Annotated in this window: 21 protein-coding genes, 1 rRNA gene and 1 other RNA gene; 20 read left to right on the top strand and 3 right to left on the bottom strand. The window is 35.3% G+C overall.

Features of this window, described 5'->3' with window-relative positions; genetic code table 11:
* Positions 1–16 precede the first annotated feature (16 nt).
* The 15 genes from rrf (at position 17) to purB (ending at position 15,644) form a co-directional block, all read left to right on the top strand.
* A 5S ribosomal RNA gene (rrf, locus tag AC0GLY_RS04410) occupies positions 17–133 on the top strand.
* A gap of 77 nt (positions 134–210) precedes the next feature.
* Positions 211–1,032, top strand: a complete 822-nt coding sequence (locus AC0GLY_RS04405; RefSeq protein WP_496610984.1) for a hypothetical protein — start codon at positions 211–213, stop codon at positions 1,030–1,032.
* Positions 1,033–1,233: 201 nt separating this feature from the next.
* A complete protein-coding gene (gene purE, locus AC0GLY_RS04400) occupies positions 1,234–1,725 on the top strand; it encodes a 5-(carboxyamino)imidazole ribonucleotide mutase (RefSeq protein WP_496610983.1) in 492 nt (163 codons plus the stop codon).
* Complete coding sequence (gene purK, locus AC0GLY_RS04395; protein WP_496610982.1) at positions 1,715–2,851, top strand: 5-(carboxyamino)imidazole ribonucleotide synthase; 1,137 nt, start codon at positions 1,715–1,717, stop codon at positions 2,849–2,851. The genes purE and purK overlap by 11 nt, the downstream gene beginning before the upstream one ends.
* Positions 2,838–3,566, top strand: coding sequence for a phosphoribosylaminoimidazolesuccinocarboxamide synthase (purC, locus tag AC0GLY_RS04390; protein WP_496610981.1), 729 nt, complete (start codon positions 2,838–2,840; stop codon positions 3,564–3,566). The genes purK and purC overlap by 14 nt, the downstream gene beginning before the upstream one ends.
* Before the next feature lie 2 nt (positions 3,567–3,568).
* On the top strand, positions 3,569–3,823 hold the full coding sequence (gene purS / locus AC0GLY_RS04385) for a phosphoribosylformylglycinamidine synthase subunit PurS (protein ID WP_496610980.1): 255 nt from the start codon (positions 3,569–3,571) through the stop codon (positions 3,821–3,823).
* Position 3,824: 1 nt separating this feature from the next.
* Positions 3,825–4,475, top strand: coding sequence for a phosphoribosylformylglycinamidine synthase subunit PurQ (gene purQ / locus AC0GLY_RS04380; protein WP_496610979.1), 651 nt, complete (start codon positions 3,825–3,827; stop codon positions 4,473–4,475).
* A 21-nt stretch (positions 4,476–4,496) separates the two neighbouring features.
* Complete coding sequence (gene purL / locus AC0GLY_RS04375) at positions 4,497–6,728, top strand: phosphoribosylformylglycinamidine synthase subunit PurL (protein WP_496610978.1); 2,232 nt, start codon at positions 4,497–4,499, stop codon at positions 6,726–6,728.
* Positions 6,710–8,182, top strand: a complete 1,473-nt coding sequence (gene purF / locus AC0GLY_RS04370; protein ID WP_496610977.1) for an amidophosphoribosyltransferase — start codon at positions 6,710–6,712, stop codon at positions 8,180–8,182. The genes purL and purF overlap by 19 nt, the downstream gene beginning before the upstream one ends.
* Before the next feature lie 15 nt (positions 8,183–8,197).
* Complete coding sequence (purM, locus tag AC0GLY_RS04365) at positions 8,198–9,250, top strand: phosphoribosylformylglycinamidine cyclo-ligase (protein ID WP_496610976.1); 1,053 nt, start codon at positions 8,198–8,200, stop codon at positions 9,248–9,250.
* Positions 9,238–9,828: a phosphoribosylglycinamide formyltransferase gene (gene purN / locus AC0GLY_RS04360; RefSeq protein ID WP_496610975.1), complete on the top strand. Its 591-nt coding sequence runs from the start codon at positions 9,238–9,240 to the stop codon at positions 9,826–9,828. The genes purM and purN overlap by 13 nt, the downstream gene beginning before the upstream one ends.
* Positions 9,825–11,351, top strand: a complete 1,527-nt coding sequence (gene purH, locus AC0GLY_RS04355; RefSeq protein ID WP_496610974.1) for a bifunctional phosphoribosylaminoimidazolecarboxamide formyltransferase/IMP cyclohydrolase — start codon at positions 9,825–9,827, stop codon at positions 11,349–11,351. Before purN ends, purH begins: the two co-directional genes overlap by 4 nt.
* A gap of 10 nt (positions 11,352–11,361) precedes the next feature.
* Positions 11,362–12,597, top strand: a complete 1,236-nt coding sequence (gene purD / locus AC0GLY_RS04350; protein ID WP_496610973.1) for a phosphoribosylamine--glycine ligase — start codon at positions 11,362–11,364, stop codon at positions 12,595–12,597.
* A gap of 25 nt (positions 12,598–12,622) precedes the next feature.
* Positions 12,623–14,284, top strand: coding sequence for a formate--tetrahydrofolate ligase (locus AC0GLY_RS04345; RefSeq protein ID WP_496610972.1), 1,662 nt, complete (start codon positions 12,623–12,625; stop codon positions 14,282–14,284).
* A 64-nt stretch (positions 14,285–14,348) separates the two neighbouring features.
* On the top strand, positions 14,349–15,644 hold the full coding sequence (gene purB, locus AC0GLY_RS04340) for an adenylosuccinate lyase (protein WP_496610971.1): 1,296 nt from the start codon (positions 14,349–14,351) through the stop codon (positions 15,642–15,644).
* Between the two features lie 72 nt (positions 15,645–15,716).
* Here the strand turns inward: purB and AC0GLY_RS04335 are convergent, their stop codons facing one another.
* Positions 15,717–16,280 carry a DNA-3-methyladenine glycosylase I gene (locus tag AC0GLY_RS04335; protein WP_496610970.1) on the bottom strand — a complete coding sequence of 188 codons (564 nt, stop codon included), beginning with the start codon at positions 16,278–16,280 and terminating at the stop codon, positions 15,717–15,719.
* A gap of 177 nt (positions 16,281–16,457) precedes the next feature.
* Between AC0GLY_RS04335 and AC0GLY_RS04330 the strand changes: the two genes are divergently transcribed.
* Positions 16,458–17,936, top strand: coding sequence for an FGGY-family carbohydrate kinase (locus tag AC0GLY_RS04330; protein WP_496610969.1), 1,479 nt, complete (start codon positions 16,458–16,460; stop codon positions 17,934–17,936).
* 270 nt (positions 17,937–18,206) lie between these two features.
* Here the strand turns inward: AC0GLY_RS04330 and ssrA are convergent.
* Both ssrA and AC0GLY_RS04320 read right to left on the bottom strand, forming a co-directional pair.
* Positions 18,207–18,575, bottom strand: a transfer-messenger RNA (tmRNA) gene (gene ssrA / locus AC0GLY_RS04325).
* Between the two features lie 35 nt (positions 18,576–18,610).
* The gene (locus AC0GLY_RS04320; RefSeq protein WP_496610968.1) at positions 18,611–19,384 is read right to left on the bottom strand and encodes a Cof-type HAD-IIB family hydrolase; all 774 of its coding nucleotides are present in this window, start codon (positions 19,382–19,384) and stop codon (positions 18,611–18,613) included.
* Between the two features lie 117 nt (positions 19,385–19,501).
* Here AC0GLY_RS04320 and AC0GLY_RS04315 point away from each other — a divergent pair, with 117 nt between their 5' ends.
* The 4 genes from AC0GLY_RS04315 to AC0GLY_RS04300 all read left to right on the top strand — a co-directional run bounded on the left by AC0GLY_RS04315 (position 19,502) and on the right by AC0GLY_RS04300 (position 24,837).
* The gene (locus AC0GLY_RS04315; RefSeq protein ID WP_496610967.1) at positions 19,502–20,677 is read left to right on the top strand and encodes a class I SAM-dependent methyltransferase; all 1,176 of its coding nucleotides are present in this window, start codon (positions 19,502–19,504) and stop codon (positions 20,675–20,677) included.
* Between the two features lie 115 nt (positions 20,678–20,792).
* The gene (locus tag AC0GLY_RS04310; RefSeq protein WP_496610966.1) at positions 20,793–21,677 is read left to right on the top strand and encodes an ROK family protein; all 885 of its coding nucleotides are present in this window, start codon (positions 20,793–20,795) and stop codon (positions 21,675–21,677) included.
* A 25-nt stretch (positions 21,678–21,702) separates the two neighbouring features.
* Entirely contained in the window at positions 21,703–23,058 is a 1,356-nt protein-coding gene (locus AC0GLY_RS04305) for a glucose-6-phosphate isomerase (RefSeq protein WP_496610965.1), read from the top strand.
* 84 nt (positions 23,059–23,142) lie between these two features.
* Positions 23,143–24,837 carry an alpha-glucosidase gene (locus AC0GLY_RS04300; protein WP_496610964.1) on the top strand — a complete coding sequence of 565 codons (1,695 nt, stop codon included), beginning with the start codon at positions 23,143–23,145 and terminating at the stop codon, positions 24,835–24,837.
* Positions 24,838–24,890: the final 53 nt, after the last annotated feature.

Here is a 24,890-nt window from a genome sequence, read left to right as displayed (position 1 = left end):
TCTCACAAAAAAGTAGTGTGGTGGCGATAGCCTGAAGGATACACCTGTTCCCATGCCGAACACAGAAGTTAAGCTTCAGCACGCCAAAAGTAGTTGGGGGATCGCCCCCTGCGAGGATAGGACGTTGCCACGCAAATAAAAAAAGGTCGATAACCGAAGTTATCGACCTTTTTTATAACATACAGAAATAATTTTTAAAATGGAGATAAAATGAAAAATTTAAATAATAAAGAGAAAGATGGATTAAAAACTTTAAAAGCATATTTAGATAATGAAGGATACAAATACTTTTTAGTTTATGAAACTGGTTCACAATTGTTGTCTTTAGCAAATGAAAATAGTGATGTAGATTTTTATGTATTTTATATTCCTACTAAACTAGAACTATTGACACAAGATATGAGCAAAGAAAAATTTGTTAAATTAAATGATTGCGAAGTTAAATTAATTGCAATTCCAGAACTATTTCATTTGATTATGAAAGGTGACCCCAATATCATTGAAACTTTTTTTCAAAAACCATTTATGACTGGTAGTTATCACGATAACCATCAAATCTACGATCAATTATTTAATGTTTCAGAATGTTTATATCAAAATCGAAATTTACTAGTATACTTAAGTAATGGACGTTTTATTCGTTCTTGTATCTGGATGATGCGTTCAAATGTTAAAAAATTACGTCCCAATAAAAAGTACATTGGTAATGGTTCATTTGGTAAAACTCTTTTTGAATATGTTAAGGAATATTTATATGCAAGTAAATTTTTAAAACAAATAGAAAACCATGTGAATGTTGATTTTGAAGATATCATTTTCCCTAATGAAAAAACAGTGGAAATGCTAAAACGTTATAAAGGAATAAAAAGGTATAATCGTAGCATTAAAAATAAAGTTTTAGAAAATTATAATTATAAACAATTAAATCAACAATATCGTTTTGCAAGAAATAATCATAAATTTGATAGATTTAATAAAAGAACTAAGAAAATTCTTGACCAATTAGTAAAGGATACACCTGTTTACTATTAATTTTAAAATGACAATAAGCGACTAAATTTGTAATTAATTTGGTCGTTTTTGTTTACATTTATTTAAGTAATTTTTTTAGTAAAACACGAACGATGTAAAGCAGATAAAGTTTAAAGTTAATTTTAATTGACATACATAGGTTTCGTATGGTTTAATTTGGATGAAAGGTTGTTATAAATGCGAATTATAAGGAGAAAATTAATGGCGAACGTGATGATTGTAATGGGATCAATTTCAGATTGGCCTACCATGAGAGAAACTGCTAAAGTTTTAGACGATTTAGGTGTTTCATATGATAAAAAAATCATTTCAGCACACCGAACTCCTGATTTATTAGCTAAGTTTGCTAAGAACGCATTAGATAATGATATTTCAGTAATTATTGCTGGGGCAGGTGGAGCTGCTCATTTACCTGGAATGATTGCTGCTAATACAGTTGTTCCAGTAATTGGAGTTCCTATTAAAAGTAAGGCACTCAATGGACTAGATTCATTATTAAGTATTGTACAAATGCCATCTGGAGTTCCAGTAGCAACCGTTGCAATTGGAACAGCTGGTGCTAAAAACGCGGGATATTTAGCTGCTCAAATTCTTGCCATGTCTGATTCACAAGTTCTTAAAAGCGTGCTCAATTTTAGAAAAGACGCTGCTCGAAGTGTGTTAGAAAGTGAGGCTAAACTAGATGAAGAATAAATTAATTGTTCCTCCAGCTACAATTGGAATTATCGGTGGGGGTCAATTAGGTAGAATGATGGCAGAAGCAGCAAAACCAATGGGCTATAACGTAGTTATTTTAGATCCACAACCTAATTCTCCAGCTGGTCAAGTTTCAGATGATCAAATTATCGCAGAATATGACGATGTTAATGCGCTAACTAAGCTTGCTAAACGTTGTGATGTTTTAACTTATGAGTTTGAAAATGTTGATACAGATGCTTTGAAACAAGTTTCAGATTTAGCAAATGTACCACAAGGAACTAATCTATTAAAAATCACTTCTGACCGTTTATTGGAAAAAGAGTTTATTCAAAAAAGCGGGCTACCAGTCACAAATTTTGCCAATGTCGCTTCAATTGAAGACTTACCTGCTGCAGCTGCTAAAATCGGTTATCCCGCTATCTTAAAGACACGTAGTGGTGGTTATGATGGTCATGGTCAGTGGAACATTAATAATGAAGCTCAGATGCAGGAAGTTTTACATAAATTAACCGGTAAGATTGCGATTCCACTAATTTTAGAAAAGAAATTAGTATTTGACCAGGAAATTAGTATTATGGTAACGCGTGATGGTAATCAAGAAGTAAGAACTTGGCCAATTGCCCAAAATACTCATCAAGATCATATTTTAAAAACCACAGTCGTCAATGATGAATTATCTTCAAAATTAGTTGAAGCCGCTCATGAATATGCAGGTAAAATTGCTCATGCTTTAGATTTAAGCGGAGTATTAGGCATTGAAATGTTTGTGGTAGGTGATGAAGTCTACGTTAATGAATTAGCACCACGTCCCCATAACTCTGGACATTATTCCATTGAAGGTTGTAACGTGTCACAATTTGAAGGACATATTCGAAGTATCACTGGCTTACCAATTGCTCCAATTAATCAACTTGATAATTCAATTCGCATGATTAATTTATTAGGTGATCAAATTACCCAAGCTCGAAATGACTTAGTTAATCATCCGGAATGGCATTTTCACGATTATCAAAAAGATCAGGTTAAGCCTAAACGAAAAATGGGACACATTACTGTTTTAGGTGCTAAAAATAGTATTGATTTAGCGGAATGGGAGAATACACATCATGAGAAAATTTAAAAAAGGGGAACCAATCACTGAAGGTAAGGCAAAAATCATGTTTGCGACTGATGATCCAGACGTTTTATGGGTTCACAGTAAAGACCAAGCTACTGCTTTAAATGGTAAAAAGAAAGTCGATATTGTTAACAAAGGTTACTATACCAATCATATTAGTGCACTGTTATTTAACTATTTAAATAGTAAAGCGATTTCAACTCATTTTCTTAATTTAGAAAGTGACACTGATATTGTGGTAAAACGTTTAAAAATGATTCCCTTGGAAGTGGTAATTAGAAACTTTGCTTCTGGCCACTTCGTCACTCGTTTTGCGGTTACTAACATGATGAAGTTAGATCCTCCTGTACAGGAATTTTATTACAAATCAGATGAATTAGATGATCCGATGATTAATAATTCACAAATTTTAGCTCTTAAGATTGTTGATGAATCACAAATTAAAGCAATTCAAGCGCAAGCCTTAAAAATTAATGCTGAATTAAAAGATTTATTTAATCAAATTAAAGTTGATTTGGTGGATATTAAGTTTGAATTTGGTATTACAGGTGATGGGAAATTAATCTTAGGGGATGAACTTTCACCTGATAATATGCGGTTAGTTGATCAGGAAACTGGAAAGTCACTTGATAAAGATGTCTTTAGAAAAGAAACCGGTAATTTAATTGATGGGTATGCAATTGTACTGGATCGGTTAAAACGAAAATTAGGAGAATAAAGATGTATTTTGGAAGAGTTTACGTTTCGTATAAAAAATCCGTTTTAGATCCTCAAGGGGAAGTCATTAAATCTGGTTTAACGCACATGGGTTTTGAAAAAATTGAATCCGTAAAGCAAGGAAAATACTTTGAAATTAAATTTGCGGCCACTGATATGGAAAATGCTAAACGAACATTAGTAAAAATGACTGAAGCTCTTTTAATTAATTCCAATACTGAAACATATCGATATGATTTAAAAGAATTGGAGGATTAGCATGAAAGCTGCTGTGATTCAATTTCCTGGTTCAAATTGTGATATGGATATGATGCATGCTTTAAAAGATTTTAAAGTTGATGCGACCTTGGTCTCCCATAATGAAACTGATTTAAATGATTATGATGCTATCTTTTTACCTGGTGGATTTTCGTTTGGAGATTATTTACGTTCAGGAGCTATTGCACGTTTTTCACCAGTTATGGAGGCTGTTAAGCAAGCTGATGAAGCTGGGAAGATCATTGTTGGAATCTGCAATGGGTTTCAAATTTTGACGGAAGCAGGTTTATTGCCTGGTCAATTAATGCAAAACGAACATCCTGGTTTTATTTGCGATGAAGTTAAGTTACAAGTTAATAATCCAGATACCAAATTCAGTCGAGCTTATCAAACTAATGAAGTTAGCTTACCGGTTGCTCATGGGGAAGGTCGATATTATGCAGACCAAGCTACGATTGATTCCTTAGAAAAAAATCAGCAAATTGTATTTAAATATCAAACAAATGTGAATGGTTCAACTGATGAGATTGCTGGAATTACAAATCAAAAAGGCAATGTTTTAGGCATGATGCCTCATCCAGAACGTGCCATTGAAACCATTTTAGGCAACACCGACGGCAGAAAACTATTTGAAAGTATTTTAGATAATTAGTTGAAAGACAAGGAGTACGTTATGGGAAAAATTCCAGAACCAATGAGAAATGAACCCTCACCAGAAGAGATCAAAAAGAATAAAATTTATCTCGATTGGGCTTTAACTACTGAAGAATATGATTTAATTTGCGATCATTTACATCGACTACCAAATTATACAGAAACTGGTTTATTCGCAGCCATGTGGTCAGAACATTGTTCTTATAAGAAATCAAAGCCTGTTTTACGAAAATTTTGGTCAAAAAATGAACGCGTTTTACAAGGACCTGGTGAAGGTGCGGGGGTTTTAGATATTGGTGATCAACAAGCTGTTGTTTTTAAAGCTGAATCGCATAATCATCCTTCTGCAGTTGAACCTTATGAAGGTGCTGCGACCGGGGTTGGAGGCATCTTACGTGATATTTTTTCAATGGGGGCTCAACCAATTGCTGTGTTAGATAGTTTACGCTTTGGTGAGTTGAATAATAATGATACTAAGCATTTGGTAAACGGAATTATTGCTGGAATTGCTGGTTATGGGAATGCAATTGGAATTCCAACAGTGGGTGGTGAAATTGGTTTTGACCCTACTTATCAAGGAAATCCATTGGTTAATGTCATGGCAGTGGGCTTGTTAAATCAAGCTGATATGCAAATTGGTAAAGCTGAAGGAATTGGAAATCGAGTTTTATATGTTGGTGCAAAAACCGGACGTGATGGAATTCATGGAGCTACTTTTGCTTCAAGTGACTTCGATAGTGATGTTGAAAAAAATCGTTCGGCCGTTCAAGTGGGAGATCCATTTTTAGAAAAGCTAGTCATGGATGCAACCATTAAAGCAATTCGCGAACATGGTGATGATATCGTCGGAGTTCAAGACATGGGAGCTGCTGGTTTAGTTTCTTCTTCTGCCGAAATGGCTGATGAAGCTGGTACTGGGGTGTTACTTGATTTAGATAAAGTTCCCCAACGCGAAACAAACATGACTCCTTATGAATTGATGTTATCTGAATCACAAGAACGGATGCTCTTGGTTGTGAAAGCTGATCGAGTTACTGAAGTTGCAAACGTGTTTGAAAATGCTGGTTTATCAGCCGTTAATATTGGAGAAGTTACTGATAATGGGAAATATGTGCTCTCGTTTAAAGGCCAAATTGTCGCTGATGTCGATGTTAACTATTTAACTAATCCTCCTAAACAAGTGATGCAAGAGGCGATGCCAAAACGAATTAATGAAAGCTCACAGCTTCAGTATCAGCCAGAAATTACGGATGCTAATCAAATTTTAACTGACTTGTTAAAGCAAAGTACAATTGCTTCCAAAGCCACTTTATTTAAACATTTTGACAGTATGGTGAGAACTAATACTGTGATTAAGCCAGGAGGGGATGCTGCTCTAGTTCGAATTAAAGAAACTAGTAAAGCATTAGCTATGACAACTGATATTAGTGGGCGTTACACATATCTCAATCCCAAAATTGGAGGAGAATTAGCTGTTGCAGAAGCTGCTCGTAACATTGTTGCAACTGGAGCAACTCCTATTGGAATCACAGATTGTTTGAACTTTGGTGATCCAGATGACCCAGAAATTTACTATGAATTAGATCAATCATGTGAAGGAATCAATGACATGGCCAAAGTTTTGAATACTCCAATCATTTCTGGGAATGTTTCTTTATATAACGAAACGGATGGTCAAGCAATTTATCCAACACCAATGGTGGGAATGGTTGGACTTCTTGACGATGTTAAAAAGGCGACTACCATCACTTTTAAAAATGCAGATGATTTAATTTACCTAGTTGGTGAAGTTAGTGCGGACTTTAACGGAACCGAATTACAAAAAATGAAAACAGGTAAAATTAGCGGAAATTTAAATGATTTTGATAAAGAGCTTGAAAAGCAGCATCAACAATTAGTACTCGCTGGAATTGATCAAAATTTAATTAATAGTGCTCACGATGTCGCTGAAGGAGGGTTGGGCGTTACTATTGCTGAAATGACTTTCAACACTGATTTTGGGGCAAATGTGAAACAACTTCATCCCGTTAGCTGGTATTTCGCAGAAACTCCTTCACTATTTGTTGTAACCGTTAAGCCAGAAAATCAAGTAAAATTTGAAAAATTGGCAGGTGACCAAGCGCACCTAATTGGTAAAGTAACTACTGACCAACAAGTTAAGCTGTCAGCTCTTGATCAAAATATTGATGTTGATAAAAATGAAATTGAAAAAGGTTATCAGGAGGCAATCACATGGCAATTGAACCATTAAAATCTGCTAATTCATTAAACGAAGAATGTGGAATTTTTGGTGTTTGGGGAATTCCCAACGCTGCAGAGTTAACTTTTTATGGATTACATGCTTTACAACATCGTGGTCAAGAAGGAGCTGGAATTGTTGCTAACAATCATGGGCGACTTTGGCAAGAACGCGGTTTAGGATTGCTTAGTTCAGTTTTTGCGGATCCGCAAAAACTGAAAAATTTAAAGGGTAATGCAGCTTTAGGCCATGTCCGTTATGCTACAGCTGGATCTGGTGGGGTAGAAAATATTCAACCCTTTATGGTTAACTTTAGTGATATGCAAGTTGCTTTAGCGCATAACGGGAATATTACTAATGCAAAATCATTACGTAAACAGTTAGAAGATGATGGTGCAATTTTTCAATCATCTTCTGATACTGAAATTCTCCTTCACTTAATTCGACGCTCCCACAAGCCTACTTTTGTTGAACAATTAAAAGATGCGTTGAACCAAATTCATGGTGGATTTGCAGTCTTACTCATGACCCCAGATGGCATCTATGCTGCCTTAGATCCTCATGGTTATCGTCCCTTTGTGATTGGTCAATTACCAAACGGAGCTTACGTGGCTACTAGTGAAACAGCTGCCTTAGGTGCAGTTGGGGCTAAGTTTGTACGCGACGTGCAACCCGGTGAATTGATTACGCTTAATGATGACGGAATGAAAATTGATCATTATACGACTGATACTACATTAAACATTGATTCAATGGAATATATTTATTTTGCTCGTCCTGACTCAGATATTTATGGAGTAAATGTTCATCAAGCTCGAAAGCGTATGGGAAAACGGTTAGCCAAAGAAGCTCCCGCTGATGCAGATATTGTGGTGGCAGTGCCAAATTCTTCGCTTTCTGCCACAATGGGTTATGCTGAAGCATCTGGTCTTCCTAATGAAATGGGATTGATTAAGAACCAATATATTGCTAGAACTTTTATCGAACCAACCCAAGAACGACGGGAACGAGCAGTACGGATGAAATTAAGCGCAATTCCTTCTGTTTTAAAGGGAAAACGGGTGGTCTTAGTTGATGATTCGATTGTTCGAGGTACGACTTCCAAGTACATTATCCGCATGTTACGTGAAGCGGGTGCCAAAGAAGTTCACGTTCGAATTGCTTCACCAGCCTTCAAATATCCATCTTTTTACGGGATTGATATGCAAACCACGAAAGAATTAATGGCTGCCAATAATTCGGTTGAAGCGATGCGGGAGAAAATTGGTGCTGATTCACTTGCATTTCTTTCAACGCAAGGTTTGATTGATTCGATTGGTTTAGAACATGAAGGTCGTGGAACTGGATTGACTACGGCTTATTTTGATGGTCATTATCCTTCGCCAATTTATGACTATGTACCTGAATTAGCTGCTAAAGCGAAAGCTGGAGAAGTTACTTTTGATCCCGAAGTTGGGCAAAACTAGTTAAGGAGAATTAGAATGGGAAAAGATGCTTACGCTAAGGCCGGGGTTGATATTAACGCAGGTGATGAAGCAGTTCAAAAAATGAAAGCTGCTGTTGAGTCAACTTATACACCGCAAGTCTTATCTGGATTAGGTGGTTTTGGATCAGTTTTTGAAATACCAACTGGATATCAACATCCAGTTTTAGTTAGTGGAACCGATGGTGTTGGAACGAAATTATTATTAGCGATTGGTGCTGATCGTCATGATACAATTGGCCAAGACTTAGTTGCGATGGTCATGAATGATATTATCGCTGAAGGGGCTAAACCACTCTTTTTACAAGATTATTTAGCTGTTGATAAAATGCGTCCGAAAACGGCTGCTGAAATTATTGGTGGGATTGCCAAGGCCACTAAGGCAGTCGGAGCATCATTAATCGGAGGTGAATCAGCTGAATTGCCCGGACTTTACGCTGAAAAACACTATGATTTAGCTGCTTTTGGGGTTGGAATTGCGGAAAAAACTGAAATTTTGGATTCCGAAAAAAATGCTGAAGCAGGTGACATTTTATTAGGTCTACCATCTTCTGGGGTTCATTCCAATGGTTATTCATTAGTTCGTTCCGTTTTTGGAATTAAAGAACCTGCTGATTTTAAAAAGTTACCCGACAATATTCAAGCACAATTATTTACCCCCACGACCCTATATTATCCAATCATTAGTAAATTATTGGACGAACACCAGATTACCGGAATGAGTAACATTACCGGTGGGGGAATTGTTGGTAACTTACCTCGGGTCTTTAGCAAAGATTTACAAGCTAAAATTAAGTGGGACAGTTGGCCAGTTTTAGAGATTTTTAATTCATTACAACAAGTAGGAAATTTGAGTACGGATGACATGTTGAGAACCTTTAATAATGGATTAGGAATGATTTTAATTATCAAGCCAGATCAATTAGATGATGTTATGAATTACTTCAAAGATAGCAAACAAGCAGTTTACAAAATTGGTAAATTGCAATCTAAAGCTAACAAAACTGATGCCGGGGTTATTTTTGAAGGAGTTGCTCCATGGAAAAAATAACACGTTTAGCCGTCATGGCTTCGGGAAACGGGACTAATTTTGCTGCTTTATTAAGTTATATTAAACAAGCAAAGTTACCAGTCGAAATTGTTCGTTTGGTAGTTGATCATGAAGATGTTAAAGTCATTGACCTTGCTAACCAAGCCCAGGTTCCCGTTTTTACCATTAATTACAAGGATTATCCCAATCGTGAAGCAGCAGAAAAGCAAATTTTACAACAATTAGCTAATGATCAAATTGATGGCATTTTATTAGCCGGATATATGCGAATTTTAACTCCTCAATTTGTTCAAGCTTATCCCAAAAAAATCATAAATATTCATCCGGCCTTATTACCAAGTTTTCCTGGACGCCATGGAATTGATGACGCTTATCATTATGGCGTTAAAGTAACCGGGGTGACGATTCACTTCGTTAATGACGGAGTTGATAGTGGAAAAATTATTGCGCAAGAACCAGTTAAAGTTGAAGCTGATGAATCATTGGCTTCTTTAGAGGCAAAGATTCATGCAGTTGAACATCAGTTATATCCAAAAACCTTACAAAAGTTAATTACAGAAGGAGTATTTAAATCATGAAAAGAGCATTAATTAGCGTTTCTGACAAAAAAGGTGTGGTTGATTTTGCCAAGGGATTACAAAAATTAGATTTTGAAATTGTTTCAACCGGTGGAACTTTTAAAGCATTACACGATGCCGGAGTTGACGTGATTCCTATTGAAGATGTTACTAACTTTCCTGAAATGTTAGATGGTCGGGTTAAAACCCTTCATCCTAATGTTCACGGTGGTTTATTAGCTCGTCGGGATGTTCCCGCTCATATGCAACAATTAAAGGAACAAAAAATTAAGCCAATTGATTTAGTGGCAGTTAATCTCTATCCTTTTAAAGAAACAATTGAAAAGCCAGATATTACTGAGGCTGATGCCATTGAACAAATTGATATTGGTGGTCCTTCAATGCTTCGTTCAGCCGCTAAAAACTATCATGATGTTTTAGCAGTGGTTGATCCTGCTGATTATAAAAAAGTATTAGATGTCCTTGAAAATCAAACAGATACTCCCGCATTTCGTAAAGGTTTAGCAGCTAAAGTATTCAGACACACAGCTGCTTATGATGCTTTAATTTCTCAGTATTTAACTGGTCCAGAATTTACGCAAAAAGTCACCAATACTTATGACTTATTTGAACCTTTACGTTATGGTGAAAATTCCCAACAAAAGGCTGCTGCTTATCGGGACGCAATTTCAGAACCATATTCTGTTTTAAACGCTAACATTTTACATGGAAAACAACTTTCTTATAACAACATTCGTGATGCGGATGCTGCTTTAAGAATTATTGCCGAATTCTCCGATCCAGCTGTAGTAACAGTTAAGCATATGAATCCAGCTGGAATTGGACTTGGTAAAAATATTGAAGAATCATGGGATAAAGCCTATGAAGGTGACGATGTTTCAATTTTTGGTGGAATTGTTGCTTTAAATCGTCCCGTTGATTTGGCGACAGCTAAAAAAATGCACAGTATTTTTCTTGAAATTATTATTGCACCTAGTTTTGATAATGATGCGTATGAAGAGTTAGCCCGTAAAAAGAACTTGCGGCTTTTAACGCTTCCATTTACGAATAAGATTCCTCAAAGAATTGAAACTACATCAGTTTTAGGTGGGGCAGTAATGCAAGATCGTGATTTAAAAACTGAATCAATTGCAGATTTAAAAGTAGTTTCTAAAAAACAACCAACCGAAGTGCAAATGAAAGCAATGATTTTTGCTCAAACAGCCGTTAAATACGTTAAGTCAAATGCCATTGTGGTTGCTAGTGAAGGTCAAACCCTTGGAATTGGTGCTGGACAACCAAATCGAATTGATTCTGTTAAAATTGCAATTGATCATGCTGAATCAAAGCCTAGTTTTAAAAATGCTGTTTTAGCATCTGATGCATTCTTCCCAATGGATGATTCAGTTGAATATGCGGCTAAACATGGAATCGACGCAATTATTGAACCAGGGGGATCAATTAAAGATCAAGCCTCAATTGATAAAGCAAATGAATTAGGAGTTGCCTTAGTATTTTCAGGTAATCGTCACTTTAAGCATTAAGGAGTTTTCGATGGCAAAAGTATTAATTATTGGATCTGGGGCGCGTGAACACACGATTGCGCAAACCTTTCAACGTAGCCCTCAAGTTGATGAAGTTTTTGTGGCACCAGGGAATTACGGGATGCAGACTGATGAAATTTCGCCAGTTGCAATTGATACAAATGATTTTCCGGCCCTGATTAAATTTGCCCAAACACAACAAATTGATATAACGTTTGTTGGTAATGAAGCCCCCTTAGTCGCTGGAATTGTTGATGCATTTGAAGCCGCTGGTCTAGCTATTTTTGGACCTAACCAGCAGGCCGCTCAATTAGAAGGTTCTAAGGCCTTCATGAAAAAATTGTTAGACGATGCTGAGATTCCCACAGCTAAATCTGAAACTGTAACTTCTTTACAGGCTGCAGAAAAAGTGGCAGAAGAATTTGGTTATCCAATTGTAGTTAAAACGGATACCTTAGCAGCGGGGAAAGGCGTTTCAATTCATCAAAATGAAAAGGAATATACTGAATTTTTAATTAATTTGTACCAAAAGAATCCGCAGACTAAATTGGTAATTGAAGAATTCTTAGATGGTTTTGAATTTTCAATTTTCTCCTTAGTAGGGAAAGACCAAGTAGTGCATACACCAATTGCACATGATTACAAACGTCGTTTTGAAGGCAATCGAGGTCCCAATACTGGTGGGATGGGTTCGTATAGTCCAGTTGCAAAAGTTTCTCAAGAAAATTTCAATTTAGCAATTGATAAATTAGTCATGCCAACCTTAGCTGCAATGAAAAAGCAGGGCACCCCATTTTATGGAGTTCTTTATACGGGCGTTATGTTAACGAAGTCTGGTCCCAAAGTCATTGAATTTAATGTTCGTTTTGGTGATCCAGAAACTCAAGTGGTTTTACCCCAGTTACAAAGTGATTTTTATACGTTAATTAGAAGTTTACTAGATGGCAAACCAGTTGAGCCAAAATGGCAACATACAGATACTTATCTAGGTGTAGTTTTGGTAAATCCAAATTATCCAGCTCCAAATCATCAATTGTATTCTGTTCCTCATTTTTCAGCTAAATTGTTGGTTAATTATGCTAGTATTAAACCACAAGCAGAACAGATAGTAAGTGATGGTGGAAGAATTTTAACAACGGTAGTTCATGCACCAACTTTAGCTTTAGCTCGTAACAAAGTTTATTCTATTTTAGATCAGACTAAGATGAGCTTGGCTTATCGCGCAGATATTGGTAAATTAGATTAATAAAACATATTTTTGGGGTGGAAAAATGAAGAGTGATATTGAAATTGCACAAGCAGCAACGATGTGGCCAATTGAAAAAGTAGCAAAACAAGCTGGCTTTACTGATGATGAAGTGATTCCCTACGGAAAAAATACCGCTAAAATTGCTTTAGACGAAAAATTACACAATCAAGAAAACGGTAAGTTAGTTTTAGTAACTTCAATTAATCCCACTCCTGCTGGAGAAGGTAAATCAACGGTGGCGGTTGGATTAGCTGATGCTTTGAACTTAGCTAACCATAAAACGGTTTTAGCTTTACGTGAACCTTCACTTGGTCCTGTGATGGGAATGAAGGGTGGAGCAACTGGTGGAGGAATGTCGCAAGTCCTACCAATGGATGACATCAACTTGCATTTCACTGGTGACTTTCATGCTTTGACAGTGGCTCAAAATACCCTAATGGCTTTGGTGGATAACAGTATTTATCAAGGAAATAAATTAAACTTAGATCCGCGGCAGGTTTTATTAAAACGAGTATTAGATGTTAATGATCGTGAATTACGTCATCTTGTAGTTGGTTTAGGTGGAAGAACAAGTGGGGTTCCTCGTGAAAGTGGTTTTGATATTACAGCTGCTTCGGAATTGATGGCAATCTTAACCTTATCAACTGATTTAGATGATATGCAACGACGGATTAATCGAATTGTGGTTGGTTATACATATGATAAAAGGCCAGTTACAGTATCTGACTTGGGGGTTGCAGGGGCCATTACAACCCTATTAAAAGATGCCATCAAACCAAACTTGGTTCAAACTATGGGGCATACTCCCACTTTGATTCATGGGGGACCATTTGCTAATATTGCACAAGGAACTAATTCGGTCCAGGCCACTAAATTAGCTATGAAAATGGGAGATTATGCAGTTACTGAAGCTGGATTTGGCGCTGACTTAGGTGGAGAAAAGTTCTTAGATGTCAAAACTCCACTTTTACCAAAACATCCAGATGCAATCGTGATTGTGGCGACTGTGCGAGCTTTAAAGATGCATGGTGGCAAGGATAAAAAAGATCTTAATCATGAAGATTTAGTTGCTTTAAAAGCAGGTCTTGCTAATTTAGGACAACATATTAGTAGCATGAAAAGGTATGGCGTTCCCGTAGTTGTTGCAATTAATAAATTTACTAATGATACTGATGCTGAAATGAAAATGATTGAAGATTATGCTAGTGAACAAGGAGTTAAAGCTTATGCTGCGGACGTTTGGGGTCAAGGCGGCAAAGGGGCAACTGACTTAGCTGCTGGAGTTGTGGCAGCAACTGAAAAAACTGCTGATTTTAAGCCTTTATATCAACCAGACGACGACATTATGACAAAGTTGAACCAAATTGTACAAGTGATTTATGGTGGTAAGGCAGTCGAATTATCTCCTAAAGCCAAAAAGCAAATTGTTGATTTTGAAAAATTAGGTTGGGATAAGTTACCAGTGATTGTTGCTAAAACGCAATACTCGTTAACTGATGACGCTAAAAAAATTGGCAAACCAGAAGACTTTGTTATTCATATTCGGGAATTTGTGCCTAAATTAGGGGCTGGTTTCTTAGTAGCCATGGCTGGAAATATTTTAACGATGCCTGGTTTACCTAAGGATCCTGCTGCTAATCATATTGAAATTGATAGTGACGAAAAAATTACTGGTTTGTTCTAAATCTCTGTTATGATTAAGTAACTGATTATTAAATTACATTTGGAGTAAAAAGGGGAATTTGCAGATGATCGATAGATATTCACGTGAACCAATGCAAAAAATTTGGAGTATGCAAAATCAATATCAAACTTGGTTAGATGTTGAAATTGCGATTGATGAAGCCTGGAATCAACAAGGAATGATTACTGACGAAGAAATTAAAAAAATTCAAGATCATGCTACGTTTGATGCTGACAAAATTGCCGAAATTGAAAAAGAAACTCATCATGATATTGTGGCCTTCACCCGAAATGTTTCCGAATCATTAGGACCAGAAAAACGATGGATCCACTATGGAATTACTAGTACGGATGTGGTTGATACTGCGCAAGCACTTCGGTTAAAACAAGCTAATCAAATTTTACGTAACGACATTGAAACTTTGATGGAAACCATTAAACAAATGGCTTTAAAATACAAAGACACGGTTCAAATTGGTCGGACTCATGGAGTTCAAGCTGAACCAACTACCTTTGGTTTGAAGTTAGCTCGTTGGTACTCAGAAATGAAACGTGATTTAAAACGATTTAATGAAGCTGCTGAAGGGGTTGAAGCTGGTAATATTTCCGGAGCTGTGGGAACTTATGCCTACATGCCGCTTGAAATTGAACAATACGTATGCAAGAAGTTTGGCATCCGTCCTCAAGAAATTACTAGCCAAGTTTTACCACGTGATTTGCACGCTGAGTACATTGCTACAATTGCTCTAATTGGAACTAGTTTAGAAAATTTTGCTACTGAAATTCGTAGCTTGCAACGTTCTGAAATTCATGAAGTGGAAGAATTGTTTAACAAGGGTCAAAAGGGTTCTTCAGCAATGCCCCATAAACGAAATCCAATTGGTTCTGAAAATATTACGGGCTTAGCTCGAACTTTACGGGGCTTAATTACCACTGCTTATGAAAATGTTTCTTTATGGCACGAACGTGATATCTCACATTCTTCTGCTGAACGAATCATTTTGCCTGAAGCAACTACTTTATTGGACTATATGTTACATCGTTTTAATGGAATTTTAAGTAATTTAGTAGTTTTTCCCGATCGAATGAAGGAAAATATGAAAGTTACTTATGGATTGATTTTTAGTCAACGAGTAATGTTGGAATTAATTGAAAAAGGTATGAGTCGTGAAGAGGCTTACGATTTAGTGCAACCTTTGACGGCAAAGGCTTGGGATGAAAAACAACAATTCAAACCATTAGTTGAAAATAACGAAAAGATTACTAAAAAGCTTTCACAAGCAGAAATTGATGAAATTTTTGATTACCATTACCAAATTCGCCATGCCGATGAAATCTTTAAACGGGTTGGCTTGGAATAACTGATTCTGTCTAAAAGAAAACGATTGAATTCATTGAGAATTCAATCGTTTTTTAGTTTATAAGGGAAAAATTTATTTAGCAAAACAAGTATTTTCGTGATCATTGACCATTCCACTGGCTTGCATAAATGAGTAAACGACAACTGGGCCAGTAAAGCTAAATCCGATTGACTTTAATTTTTTACTAATCGTAGTGGCTAATGGGGTGGTACTAGGGATATCGTTATGATTATTAATTGAATTAGTAATTGGTTTATTGTTTATAAAATTCCACATTAATTCAGAAAAGCCTAATCTTTGTTTGCTAAGTTCTTCAATTACTTGAGCATTTGTAATGATGGCTTTGATTTTACGTTGATTACGAATGATTCCAGCATTGTTGAGCAGGTTAGCAATTTCTGGTTCCATTTGTGCAACTTGATGAATGTCAAAGTTATGAAAAGCTTTTTCAAAATTTGCTTGCTTATTAAGCACTGTTTTCCAACTTAAACCCGATTGCATTAATTCAAGTGAGAGAAGTTCAAACATTTCCTGGTCGTCGTGGATGGGCTTTCCCCAGTGTTCATCATGATATTGTTGCATTAATTGGTCATCGGTATTTGCCCATGTGCATCGATATTCTTTGATGTTTTTCATTTTAAAGGTTCCTTTCTTAGTTAACAAGTATGTACTGAAAAGTTAATTATTAGCTTTATTAAAATTAATATATTAGTCATTTCAATAAATATTTTGATAGGTTAAACATATTATCTAAGTTGTTAATTATCATTATATTAAAAATTTTTGATAGTATGTAATAAAGGGGATATAAAAATGGGAAAATATATTATTGGTATTGATATAGGTACATCTAGTACAAAGGGATTATTAATAAATACTGATGGAAAAATTATTAATCAAAGTAAAGCTTCTTATTCAATTAATACTCCTCATGACAGTTGGGCGGAAGGTAATGCAAATGATTGGTTATCAGCTGTTGTTTCTGTTATTAAATCACTTTCAAAGAGTATTGATCCATCTAATTTAATATGTATTGGTTTAGATGGTTTATATGGAGGTTCAGGAATACCTGTTGATAAAAATAATAATGTTTTAGGACCTGCGCTGATTTGGATGGATAGGCGTGCAACTAAACAGGTTGAACAAGTTTACAAATTATTAGATGAAAAAGAACTTATGAATATTACAGGAAATTTAGCCGATCCTTATTATGGATATACTAAAATTATGTGGATCAAAGAAAATCTTCCACAATTATATAAAGAAACATATAAATTTTTACCGCCAGAATCGTATATAATTAAAGAATTAACTGGTGAAGAAAGCATTAATTATTCTGCAGCAGGAAATTTAGGTGGAATATTTAATATTAACATTAATCAGTGGGATCCTTCATTATCTAATAAACTAGGGATAGATTTAAATAAATTACCACAAAAACTAGTTGAAAGTACAGAGATGGCTGGAAAACTTTCTTCTGAATGGGCTAATAGATTAGGTATAAATGAAGGAATACCAATATTTAATACTGGAGTGGATGTAGGTCCAGCTACTGTTGGAACAGGTGTTTTTGGAACTGATGATGTAACTGTTGCAATTGGAACCTCAATGAATGCTGCATTGGTTACTAAGCATCCACTAGTGAATCGTAATTTAATAATTTGGCCATATGCTTACAATCCAAAGAAATATTACTATAATTTTGCAGGTGCTAATACAGCTGGTGCAATAGTTGCTTGGTTTATTAAAGAATTTTGTGACGTAGACACTCAAGAAATGGATAAATTAAGTTCTGATATTCCAGCTGGTAGTAATGGAGTTACTGTTTTACCGTTTTTTATGGGTGAAAGAAGTCCATTATGGAATTCGGATATTAGGGGAACAATTCTTGGAATATCGTTAAATACTTCAAAGTTAGAGATTTATAATGCATTTCAAGAGGCAATTGCATTTTCTGTAAGACAAAGTATTGAACAATTTGGAGAAAATATTGGGGATTCTATTACTGTTGTTGGTGGTGTAAGCAAATCTTCAAAAATGTTACATTTAATTTCAGATATAACAGGGAAAATTGTAAACACTTCTAAATCTGGAGGTGAAGCAGATTTAGGTAGTGCAATTTTAGCTGGAATTGGTAAAAAAGTATTATCAGTTGTTGAAGCAAAAAAATGGGCTAAACTTAATGAAACCATTAAACCTAATTTAAGCAAGTACAAGTTGTATGATTTTTATTATCAAAAGTACAAAGAAGCATATAGGTTTGTAAAGCCCTATTATAAAAAATTTAGTTAGTTGTGCAAAATTATAACCTTATGTTTCATTTCTCTTTAGATATTTACAAAATGTAACAAGGATATATTAAAAAACATCATTATAGGAATAATGATGTAAAAGCGGTAATGCCCCGAATGGTTACATTAAATTATGTTAAGCAGTTCAGTATGAACTGCTTTTTTTAATGACTAAAATTAATATCATAGTTAATAGCATACGACTGCTAAGAAATAAAAAAGCTTGGTGCATCAACGGCATGACCGTTAATGATACCAAGCTAACTATGATTAATGGAGTCGGCGGGATTTGAACCCGCGTCCGAGTATGTCGCCACCTGAACGTCTACACTCATAGACTAATCATTTAAGTTTCACTAATCATGACGCCATTAATCAAGGCTAATATGAAAAGCTAATCTGGTTACTCTCTTCTTCATACTTCAGATGGGAGTATAAAAGCGTGAGTCCACTTAATTTAGGACCCAAGTCTAATCCATGGACAAGATTAGTTGGATCTACGTCGACTACTTATTAGGCAGCTAAGGCGTAAGAATTGTTATTATTTTTTGCAGTTATAATTAAACTGGACGATTTAACGCATCGCAGTACGAAGTGCAGTTCAGGCACGAACCATACCCGTCGAATCCATAACGACCCCGATAGATATACACTAAAGTATATCATATCAATCATTTAAATTAAATTAAAATGATTTAATCCGTTGACAATTCCGTGGTTAGTATTATCAGTTGTCACAAATTCAGCGTGTTCTTTTACATTATCTAATCCGTTCCCCATAACAATTGGATGATCAACATAATCGAGCATTGGAATATCATTATTTCCGTCACCAAATGCATAAGTAGGAATTTCTTCTAGCTGGGCTTTTTCAATTAAAGTTTTAATTCCAGTAGCCTTGGAAGCATTATGGTCAACAATATCAATACTGAAAGGGGAATTACGGAAAAAAGTTAAACGATCACCAAACTTATTTATGTAAACATCATCTAAATCTGTATTAGTTACAAACATCATATCAATTGGACGATCATGCCAATAGTCTTTTTTAACTAATTTTGGAACTGGTGCATGAACGTAGGCGCAAGCATCCAGCAAAAGTTGATCATGAGTGGAAGAACCCTTCCCATTTTGATCAAGCATGGTAACTGAATTACCGTGTTGTTTAGCAAATTTGACTAATTCGTCAATTGTCTCTGGATTGATTATGCGGTGAAAAAGTTCATGATTTTCAAACATTCCATAGTCACCGTTTGAGGAAATAACCGTATTAATTTTTGTTTTAGCAAGAGTGTCTGGAATTTCATAGAGAGTTCTTCCAGTTGCAATCACAGGTAACCCGCCTTTTTCTCTAATTTTATCCATGGCATTCGCTACTTCATCACTAATCTTTGAATTAGCGTCAAATAAGGTTGAATCTAAATCAAAAAATACTAAATATTTGTACATTAAAAAGCCCTCGTTTCAATTGTTTAAAATAATTATATCATTAGAGTAGACTTCCTACTATTTCTAATCATTTCCAGTTACAATGGAAGTAAGAGTTTTTTAGAAAAAGGAGAAATTATGCGAGAAATAGAAATTACCGGACCCGCTGCTAGTAAATTTGAAGGTGGCTATCCACAAATTAGTTTGAAAGATTTGGTTAATGAAGATGACTTTACTAATAATGGTGAATTTGTGGCCTTGATGAAAGGTGGACACTTTGTTGCCAGTGCCTATCTAGCCAAAGAGGGAAATGGAATTGGTTGGATTTTGAGTCGGAAAGAAAATCAAGTGATTAATGATAATTTTTTCAGTCATTTGTTCAGTGTTGCCTTCAACAAAAGGAATGCGTTGCAAGGACTTAGTAGTTTTGCATATCGATTGTTTAATGGTCAAGGTGATGGCCTAGGTGGAATTACAGTTGATAATTACGATGGCGAAATTTTGATTAACTGGGAAAATGAAGGAGTATATAATCACCGACGGATGTTAGTTCCTGCGATTGTTGATAATTTAGATGGTTATAATAATGTTTATGATGTTAAACATTTTGAAAATGGTAGTACAATTCGTTCCATTAACGGAATTGCACCAAGTCCTCAAGAATTTAAAACCATCATTGAAGACGGAACCGTGTATCCAATTCATCTTGAAGGTGCCAGCAAAACAGGTCTTGATTTAATTTATCGTGATGTGCGTAAACAAGTTAAGAAAAACGCTCAATACAAACTAGTTTTGAATTTACTTTTTGACCAAACTGGGTTTGTTTCAGCAGCTATCACCGGTGGAAGTACTGAAACTGAAGATGTTGATCAAAGTAAACGTGCTAAGTCAGACTTAGTTGGTGAATTTGTGGCAAATAACATCGCAACTGATTCACAAACAGTTCGGAGCATGGATTTAAATGGATTTTTAGATTATGCGAACAAACATAACCTTCGTTTTGACTTGATTACCATTAATCTTCCCGCATTCTTAAGAAGTAAGAAGGGGAACTTTAACTTACGCAAAGATTTGACTAGTTTACTTACCCAAGTCTTTAATTTAGCTAATAAAGAAGCTGATGTGTTTGTAACTACTCAATCAACTAGTATTAATTTGCGTGATTTTCGAAGTGGAGTGCAGAAGGCTTTGATTAATTCAAAACATAAATCTATTGAAAAAGAGAGCTTTAAAGTGCCAGCAGATTTTCCATTTGATCACGAATACACTAAGCAGGCCCCATTCAAGGCGCTTTGGTTTAAATTACAAAAGTAAACTTTTTCTTTTAATATAATCTTCCTGAAATTATTACAAATTAATTGAAAACGTTTTCAATAAGAACTATAATATATTCAATTAAATAAGTGAAATTTTCCTAGGAGGAAGAATTATGTTATACGGAAGTATTGAAGCAGGTGGAACTAAGTTTGTTTGTGCAGTTGGTGATGAAAACTTTAATGTGATTGATCAAACACAATTTCCCACGACTACCCCTGATGAAACTTTAGCAAAAGTAATCAAATATTTTAAAAAGTTTAATATCGGTGCTTTTGGAATTGCATCTTTTGGGCCAATTGATGTTGATAAAAAATCTGAAACTTATGGATGGATTATTAAAACGCCGAAAAAAGGTTGGAGTAACATCGATTTCTTAGGCAAGATGAAAGAAAATTTTGATGTTCCAATGTATTGGACAACAGATGTTAATGGATCAGCTTATGGTGAATATGTTAGTGCCAAACAAAAAGACGAAAATGTAAAATCTGTGGCTTATATTACCATTGGTACTGGAATTGGAATGGGTTCTGTGATTAATGGTGATTTCTTAGGGGTAATGGGTACTCCAGAGTTTGGACACATTAAAGTAAAACGTCATCGTGATGATTTAGACTTTAAAGGTACTTGTCCATGGCATGGAGATTGTTTAGAAGGAGTTGCTTCTGGTCCTACTTTCGAGGCGCGTGATGGTGTTGAAGGACGTAAAACTCCAATTAATGATCCTAAGTGGGATATTATTGCTTACTATGTGGCTCAAGCAGTCGTAGATTTAACAGTAACTTTCAGACCGAACAAAGTTGTTTTAGGTGGTGGTGTATGTACTCCAGAATTCATTGCCAAAGTAAGAGCTCAATTTACCTTATTATTTAATAATTATCTTAGCGTTGGATCATTGGAAAAGTACATCACTGCTCCTGAAATAGCACATAACGGATCTGCAACTTTTGGTGATTTTGTGCTTGCAAAAAAAGCACTCGATGAAAAAGAAAATATTTAATTTATTTTTAGGAGAATGATAAATAATGGCTTATATTAAATTTGATGATTCAAAAGTAAGCAAATTTGTACACAAAAATGAAGTTCCTGAAATGCAAGCAATGGTAAATGCTGCCAATACAGAATTACGTGAAGGTACTGGTGCTGGAGCAGATTTCCGGGATTGGTTACATTTACCTAGTGACTATAATAAAGAGGAATTTGCTCGAATTAAAGCAGCTGCTAAAAAAATCCAAAGTGATTCAGAAGTGCTTGTTGTTATTGGAATTGGAGGATCGTACCTTGGAGCTAAGGCAGCCATTGACTTTTTACAGGGTGATTTTTACAATTCTAAATCAAAAGCAGAACGTAAAGGTGGAGTTCAAGTAGTCTTTGCGGGAAATTCATTAAGTGCTTCATATTTACATGAACTTGAGGAATTTGTTGGCGATAAGGACTTTTCCGTTAACATTATTTCTAAATCAGGTACTACTACTGAACCATCAATTGCCTTTAGAATTTTCAAAGAAAAATTAATTAATAAATATGGTAAAGCAGAAGCAGCTAAACGAATTTATGCTACTACCGATGCTAAACGCGGAGCCTTACGGACCGAAGTTGAAGCTGAAGGCTATGAATCGTTTGTTATTCCCGACGGAGTTGGTGGTCGTTTCTCTGTTTTAACTCCTGTTGGATTACTTCCAATTGCGGCAACTGGTGCTGATCTTGATCAATTAATGAAAGGTGCTGATGATGCATCTAAAGACTATGTTGACCCTGACTTAGCTAAAAATGATGCTTACCGTTATGCTGCCATTCGTAACATTTTGTACCGTAAAGGATATGTAACCGAATTATGTGAAAATTATGAACCAAACCTTCGGATGTTTTCTGAATGGTGGAAACAATTGATGGGTGAATCTGAAGGTAAAGATCAAAAGGGAATTTACCCATCTTCAGCAAACTTTACAACTGATTTACATTCGTTAGGTCAATACATTCAAGAAGGTTTACGTAATTTATTTGAAACCGTAATCAAGGTTAAACAGCCACCTTACAATGTTGAAATCCCAATGGAAAAAGAAAATCTTGATGGGTTAAACTATCTTAAGGGACAATCAATGAATGAAGTGAATGATAAAGCCTATGAAGGAGTTGTTTTAGCACATAATGATGGTGGTGTTCCAGTTATGACCGTGGAAGTTCCAGACGAATCGGAGTATAGTTTGGGTTACTTAATTTACTTCTTTGAAGTTGCAGTTGGGATTTCTGGTTACTTAAATGGGATTAATCCTTTTAACCAACCAGGAGTTGAAGCTTATAAGAAAAATATGTTTGCGTTACTTGGAAAACCAGGATTTGAAGAATTAGCTGAAAAATTAAACAAAGAATTAAATGATTAAACTTTAATAAAAAGGGCCCTTTTAGCATTGCTAGAAGGGCTCTTTTGTGTTTGACTAGAATAAAATAAAGTTTGAGGAGTTATAATGGCAACTAAAAAAGCAGAATGGTGGAAAGATGAGATTTTCTATCAAATTTATCCACGTTCATTTCAAGATAGTAATGGTGATGGAATTGGTGATCTTCAAGGAATTATTTCACGACTAGATTATTTACAAGATTTAGGCATTACGACAATTTGGCTCTCTCCAATTTATAAATCACCAATGTATGATATGGGTTACGATGTAGCTGATTATGAAGCAATTGATCCAATTTTTGGGACAATGGTTGATTTTGATGAGTTATTAGCAGCAGCTAAACAACGTCACATTAAAATTATTATGGATTTAGTAGTTAATCATACCTCTAATCAGCATGAGTGGTTCAAAAAGGCTCTTAGTAATCCCAATAGTAAGTATCGGGATTATTATATTTTTAAACATACTGAAGATGGAAAGGCTCCTAATAATTGGCGTTCTATTTTTGGCGGATCAACCTGGGAACCAGTTGCAAATGAACCAGGGACTTATTACTTTAATAGTTTTTCCCCGCAACAACCAGATTTAAATTGGGAAAATCCAAAGCTTCGTCAGCTAATTTATAAAATGATTAATTGGTGGTTAGAAAAGGGTGTAGCTGGTTTCCGAATTGACGCCATTAATTTTTTGAAAAAGGATCAAGATTGGAGCTCCCTACCTCCAGATGCAAAAGATGGTTTGGTATCAGTGACTCATAAAGGTCAAAATCGTCCTGGGTTAGAAAAATTCTTAGCAGAATTAAAAAAGGAAACTTTTGATAGATATGATGCAGTTACTATTGGTGAAGCATATGGATTAAAGCCATCTGAGTTGAAAAGATTAGTGGGTAAGCATGGTTACTTCTCAATGATTTTTGATTTTAGTCATATGAATATTGATATGAAAGATGGGGATGAATGGTTTAGAGGACAAAATGATTGGACCATTTCTGAATTACGTCAATTAATTTTTGAAAGTCAAAGAGGTATCAAAGCGGCTGATGGTTGGTTTGCAAATGTTTTAGAAAATCATGACCAACCTCGTGTACTTTCGAAGTTAATAAAAAAAGCAGAAAATCGGACGCCTACCGCGGCTAAAGCTTTGGCGACAATGTATTTCTTTTTACCGGGTGATCCCTTTATTTATCAAGGTCAAGAAATTGGAATGAAAAATTTTACTCGTAACCAAATTAGTGAATTTAACGATATTAGTTCTCTAAGTAACTATCAGTTAGCGCTTGATGAAGGTCTTACTCAAGAAGAAGCACTGAGCTATGTAAACTTAAAGTCTCGTGATAATGCACGAACCCCAATGCAATGGAATGATAGTAAGAATGCTGGATTTACGACTGGCACACCGTGGCTTACCCTAGGAAATAATCGTCATGGAATTAATGTAGCAGATGAAGTAACAGATCCTAATTCGGTCCTTAATTTTTATCAACAAATGATTAGGGTGCGTCAATCAATTAAATTTAAGCCAATCATGATTAATGGTAATTTTCATGAAATTAATTGTGAAGCTAAACAAATTATTGGTTATAAAATGTACGATGAAAATCATAAAGTTACTGTTTTAGTGAATTTGTGTGAAAATCAGCTACCACTTACAAAAACTTATAGTGGAGAACTTGCTTTGTGTAACGATAATGTTGTAAAATTAAATAAGCAAACACAAGTTCGTGTTCTAGGTGCTTATCAGGCAGTTGTTTTATACAATTAAATTAAATAAGGCTGGAAAATCAATTTGGTTTCCAGCCTTATTTATATTAGGAG

The organism is Fructilactobacillus sp. YLN 2507, assembly GCF_059614085.1.
Note: the sequence above shows the minus strand (reverse complement) of the source record. Positions and strands in the feature narration are given on the sequence as shown.

Bases quoted from the DNA above. Each gene is read 5' to 3' on its own strand.
- AC0GLY_RS04405 (WP_496610984.1), top strand. From the start codon at position 211: ATGAAAAATTTAAATAATAAAGAGAAAGATGGATTAAAAACTTTAAAA.
- purE (WP_496610983.1), top strand. From the start codon at position 1,234: ATGGCGAACGTGATGATTGTAATGGGATCAATTTCAGATTGGCCTACC.
- purK (WP_496610982.1), top strand. From the start codon at position 1,715: ATGAAGAATAAATTAATTGTTCCTCCAGCTACAATTGGAATTATCGGT.
- purC (WP_496610981.1), top strand. From the start codon at position 2,838: ATGAGAAAATTTAAAAAAGGGGAACCAATCACTGAAGGTAAGGCAAAA.
- purS (WP_496610980.1), top strand. From the start codon at position 3,569: ATGTATTTTGGAAGAGTTTACGTTTCGTATAAAAAATCCGTTTTAGAT.
- purQ (WP_496610979.1), top strand. From the start codon at position 3,825: ATGAAAGCTGCTGTGATTCAATTTCCTGGTTCAAATTGTGATATGGAT.
- purL (WP_496610978.1), top strand. From the start codon at position 4,497: ATGGGAAAAATTCCAGAACCAATGAGAAATGAACCCTCACCAGAAGAG.
- purF (WP_496610977.1), top strand. From the start codon at position 6,710: ATGGCAATTGAACCATTAAAATCTGCTAATTCATTAAACGAAGAATGT.
- purM (WP_496610976.1), top strand. From the start codon at position 8,198: ATGGGAAAAGATGCTTACGCTAAGGCCGGGGTTGATATTAACGCAGGT.
- purN (WP_496610975.1), top strand. From the start codon at position 9,238: ATGGAAAAAATAACACGTTTAGCCGTCATGGCTTCGGGAAACGGGACT.
- purH (WP_496610974.1), top strand. From the start codon at position 9,825: ATGAAAAGAGCATTAATTAGCGTTTCTGACAAAAAAGGTGTGGTTGAT.
- purD (WP_496610973.1), top strand. From the start codon at position 11,362: ATGGCAAAAGTATTAATTATTGGATCTGGGGCGCGTGAACACACGATT.
- AC0GLY_RS04345 (WP_496610972.1), top strand. From the start codon at position 12,623: ATGAAGAGTGATATTGAAATTGCACAAGCAGCAACGATGTGGCCAATT.
- purB (WP_496610971.1), top strand. From the start codon at position 14,349: ATGATCGATAGATATTCACGTGAACCAATGCAAAAAATTTGGAGTATG.
- AC0GLY_RS04335 (WP_496610970.1), bottom strand. From the start codon at position 16,280: ATGAAAAACATCAAAGAATATCGATGCACATGGGCAAATACCGATGAC.
- AC0GLY_RS04330 (WP_496610969.1), top strand. From the start codon at position 16,458: ATGGGAAAATATATTATTGGTATTGATATAGGTACATCTAGTACAAAG.
- AC0GLY_RS04320 (WP_496610968.1), bottom strand. From the start codon at position 19,384: ATGTACAAATATTTAGTATTTTTTGATTTAGATTCAACCTTATTTGAC.
- AC0GLY_RS04315 (WP_496610967.1), top strand. From the start codon at position 19,502: ATGCGAGAAATAGAAATTACCGGACCCGCTGCTAGTAAATTTGAAGGT.
- AC0GLY_RS04310 (WP_496610966.1), top strand. From the start codon at position 20,793: ATGTTATACGGAAGTATTGAAGCAGGTGGAACTAAGTTTGTTTGTGCA.
- AC0GLY_RS04305 (WP_496610965.1), top strand. From the start codon at position 21,703: ATGGCTTATATTAAATTTGATGATTCAAAAGTAAGCAAATTTGTACAC.
- AC0GLY_RS04300 (WP_496610964.1), top strand. From the start codon at position 23,143: ATGGCAACTAAAAAAGCAGAATGGTGGAAAGATGAGATTTTCTATCAA.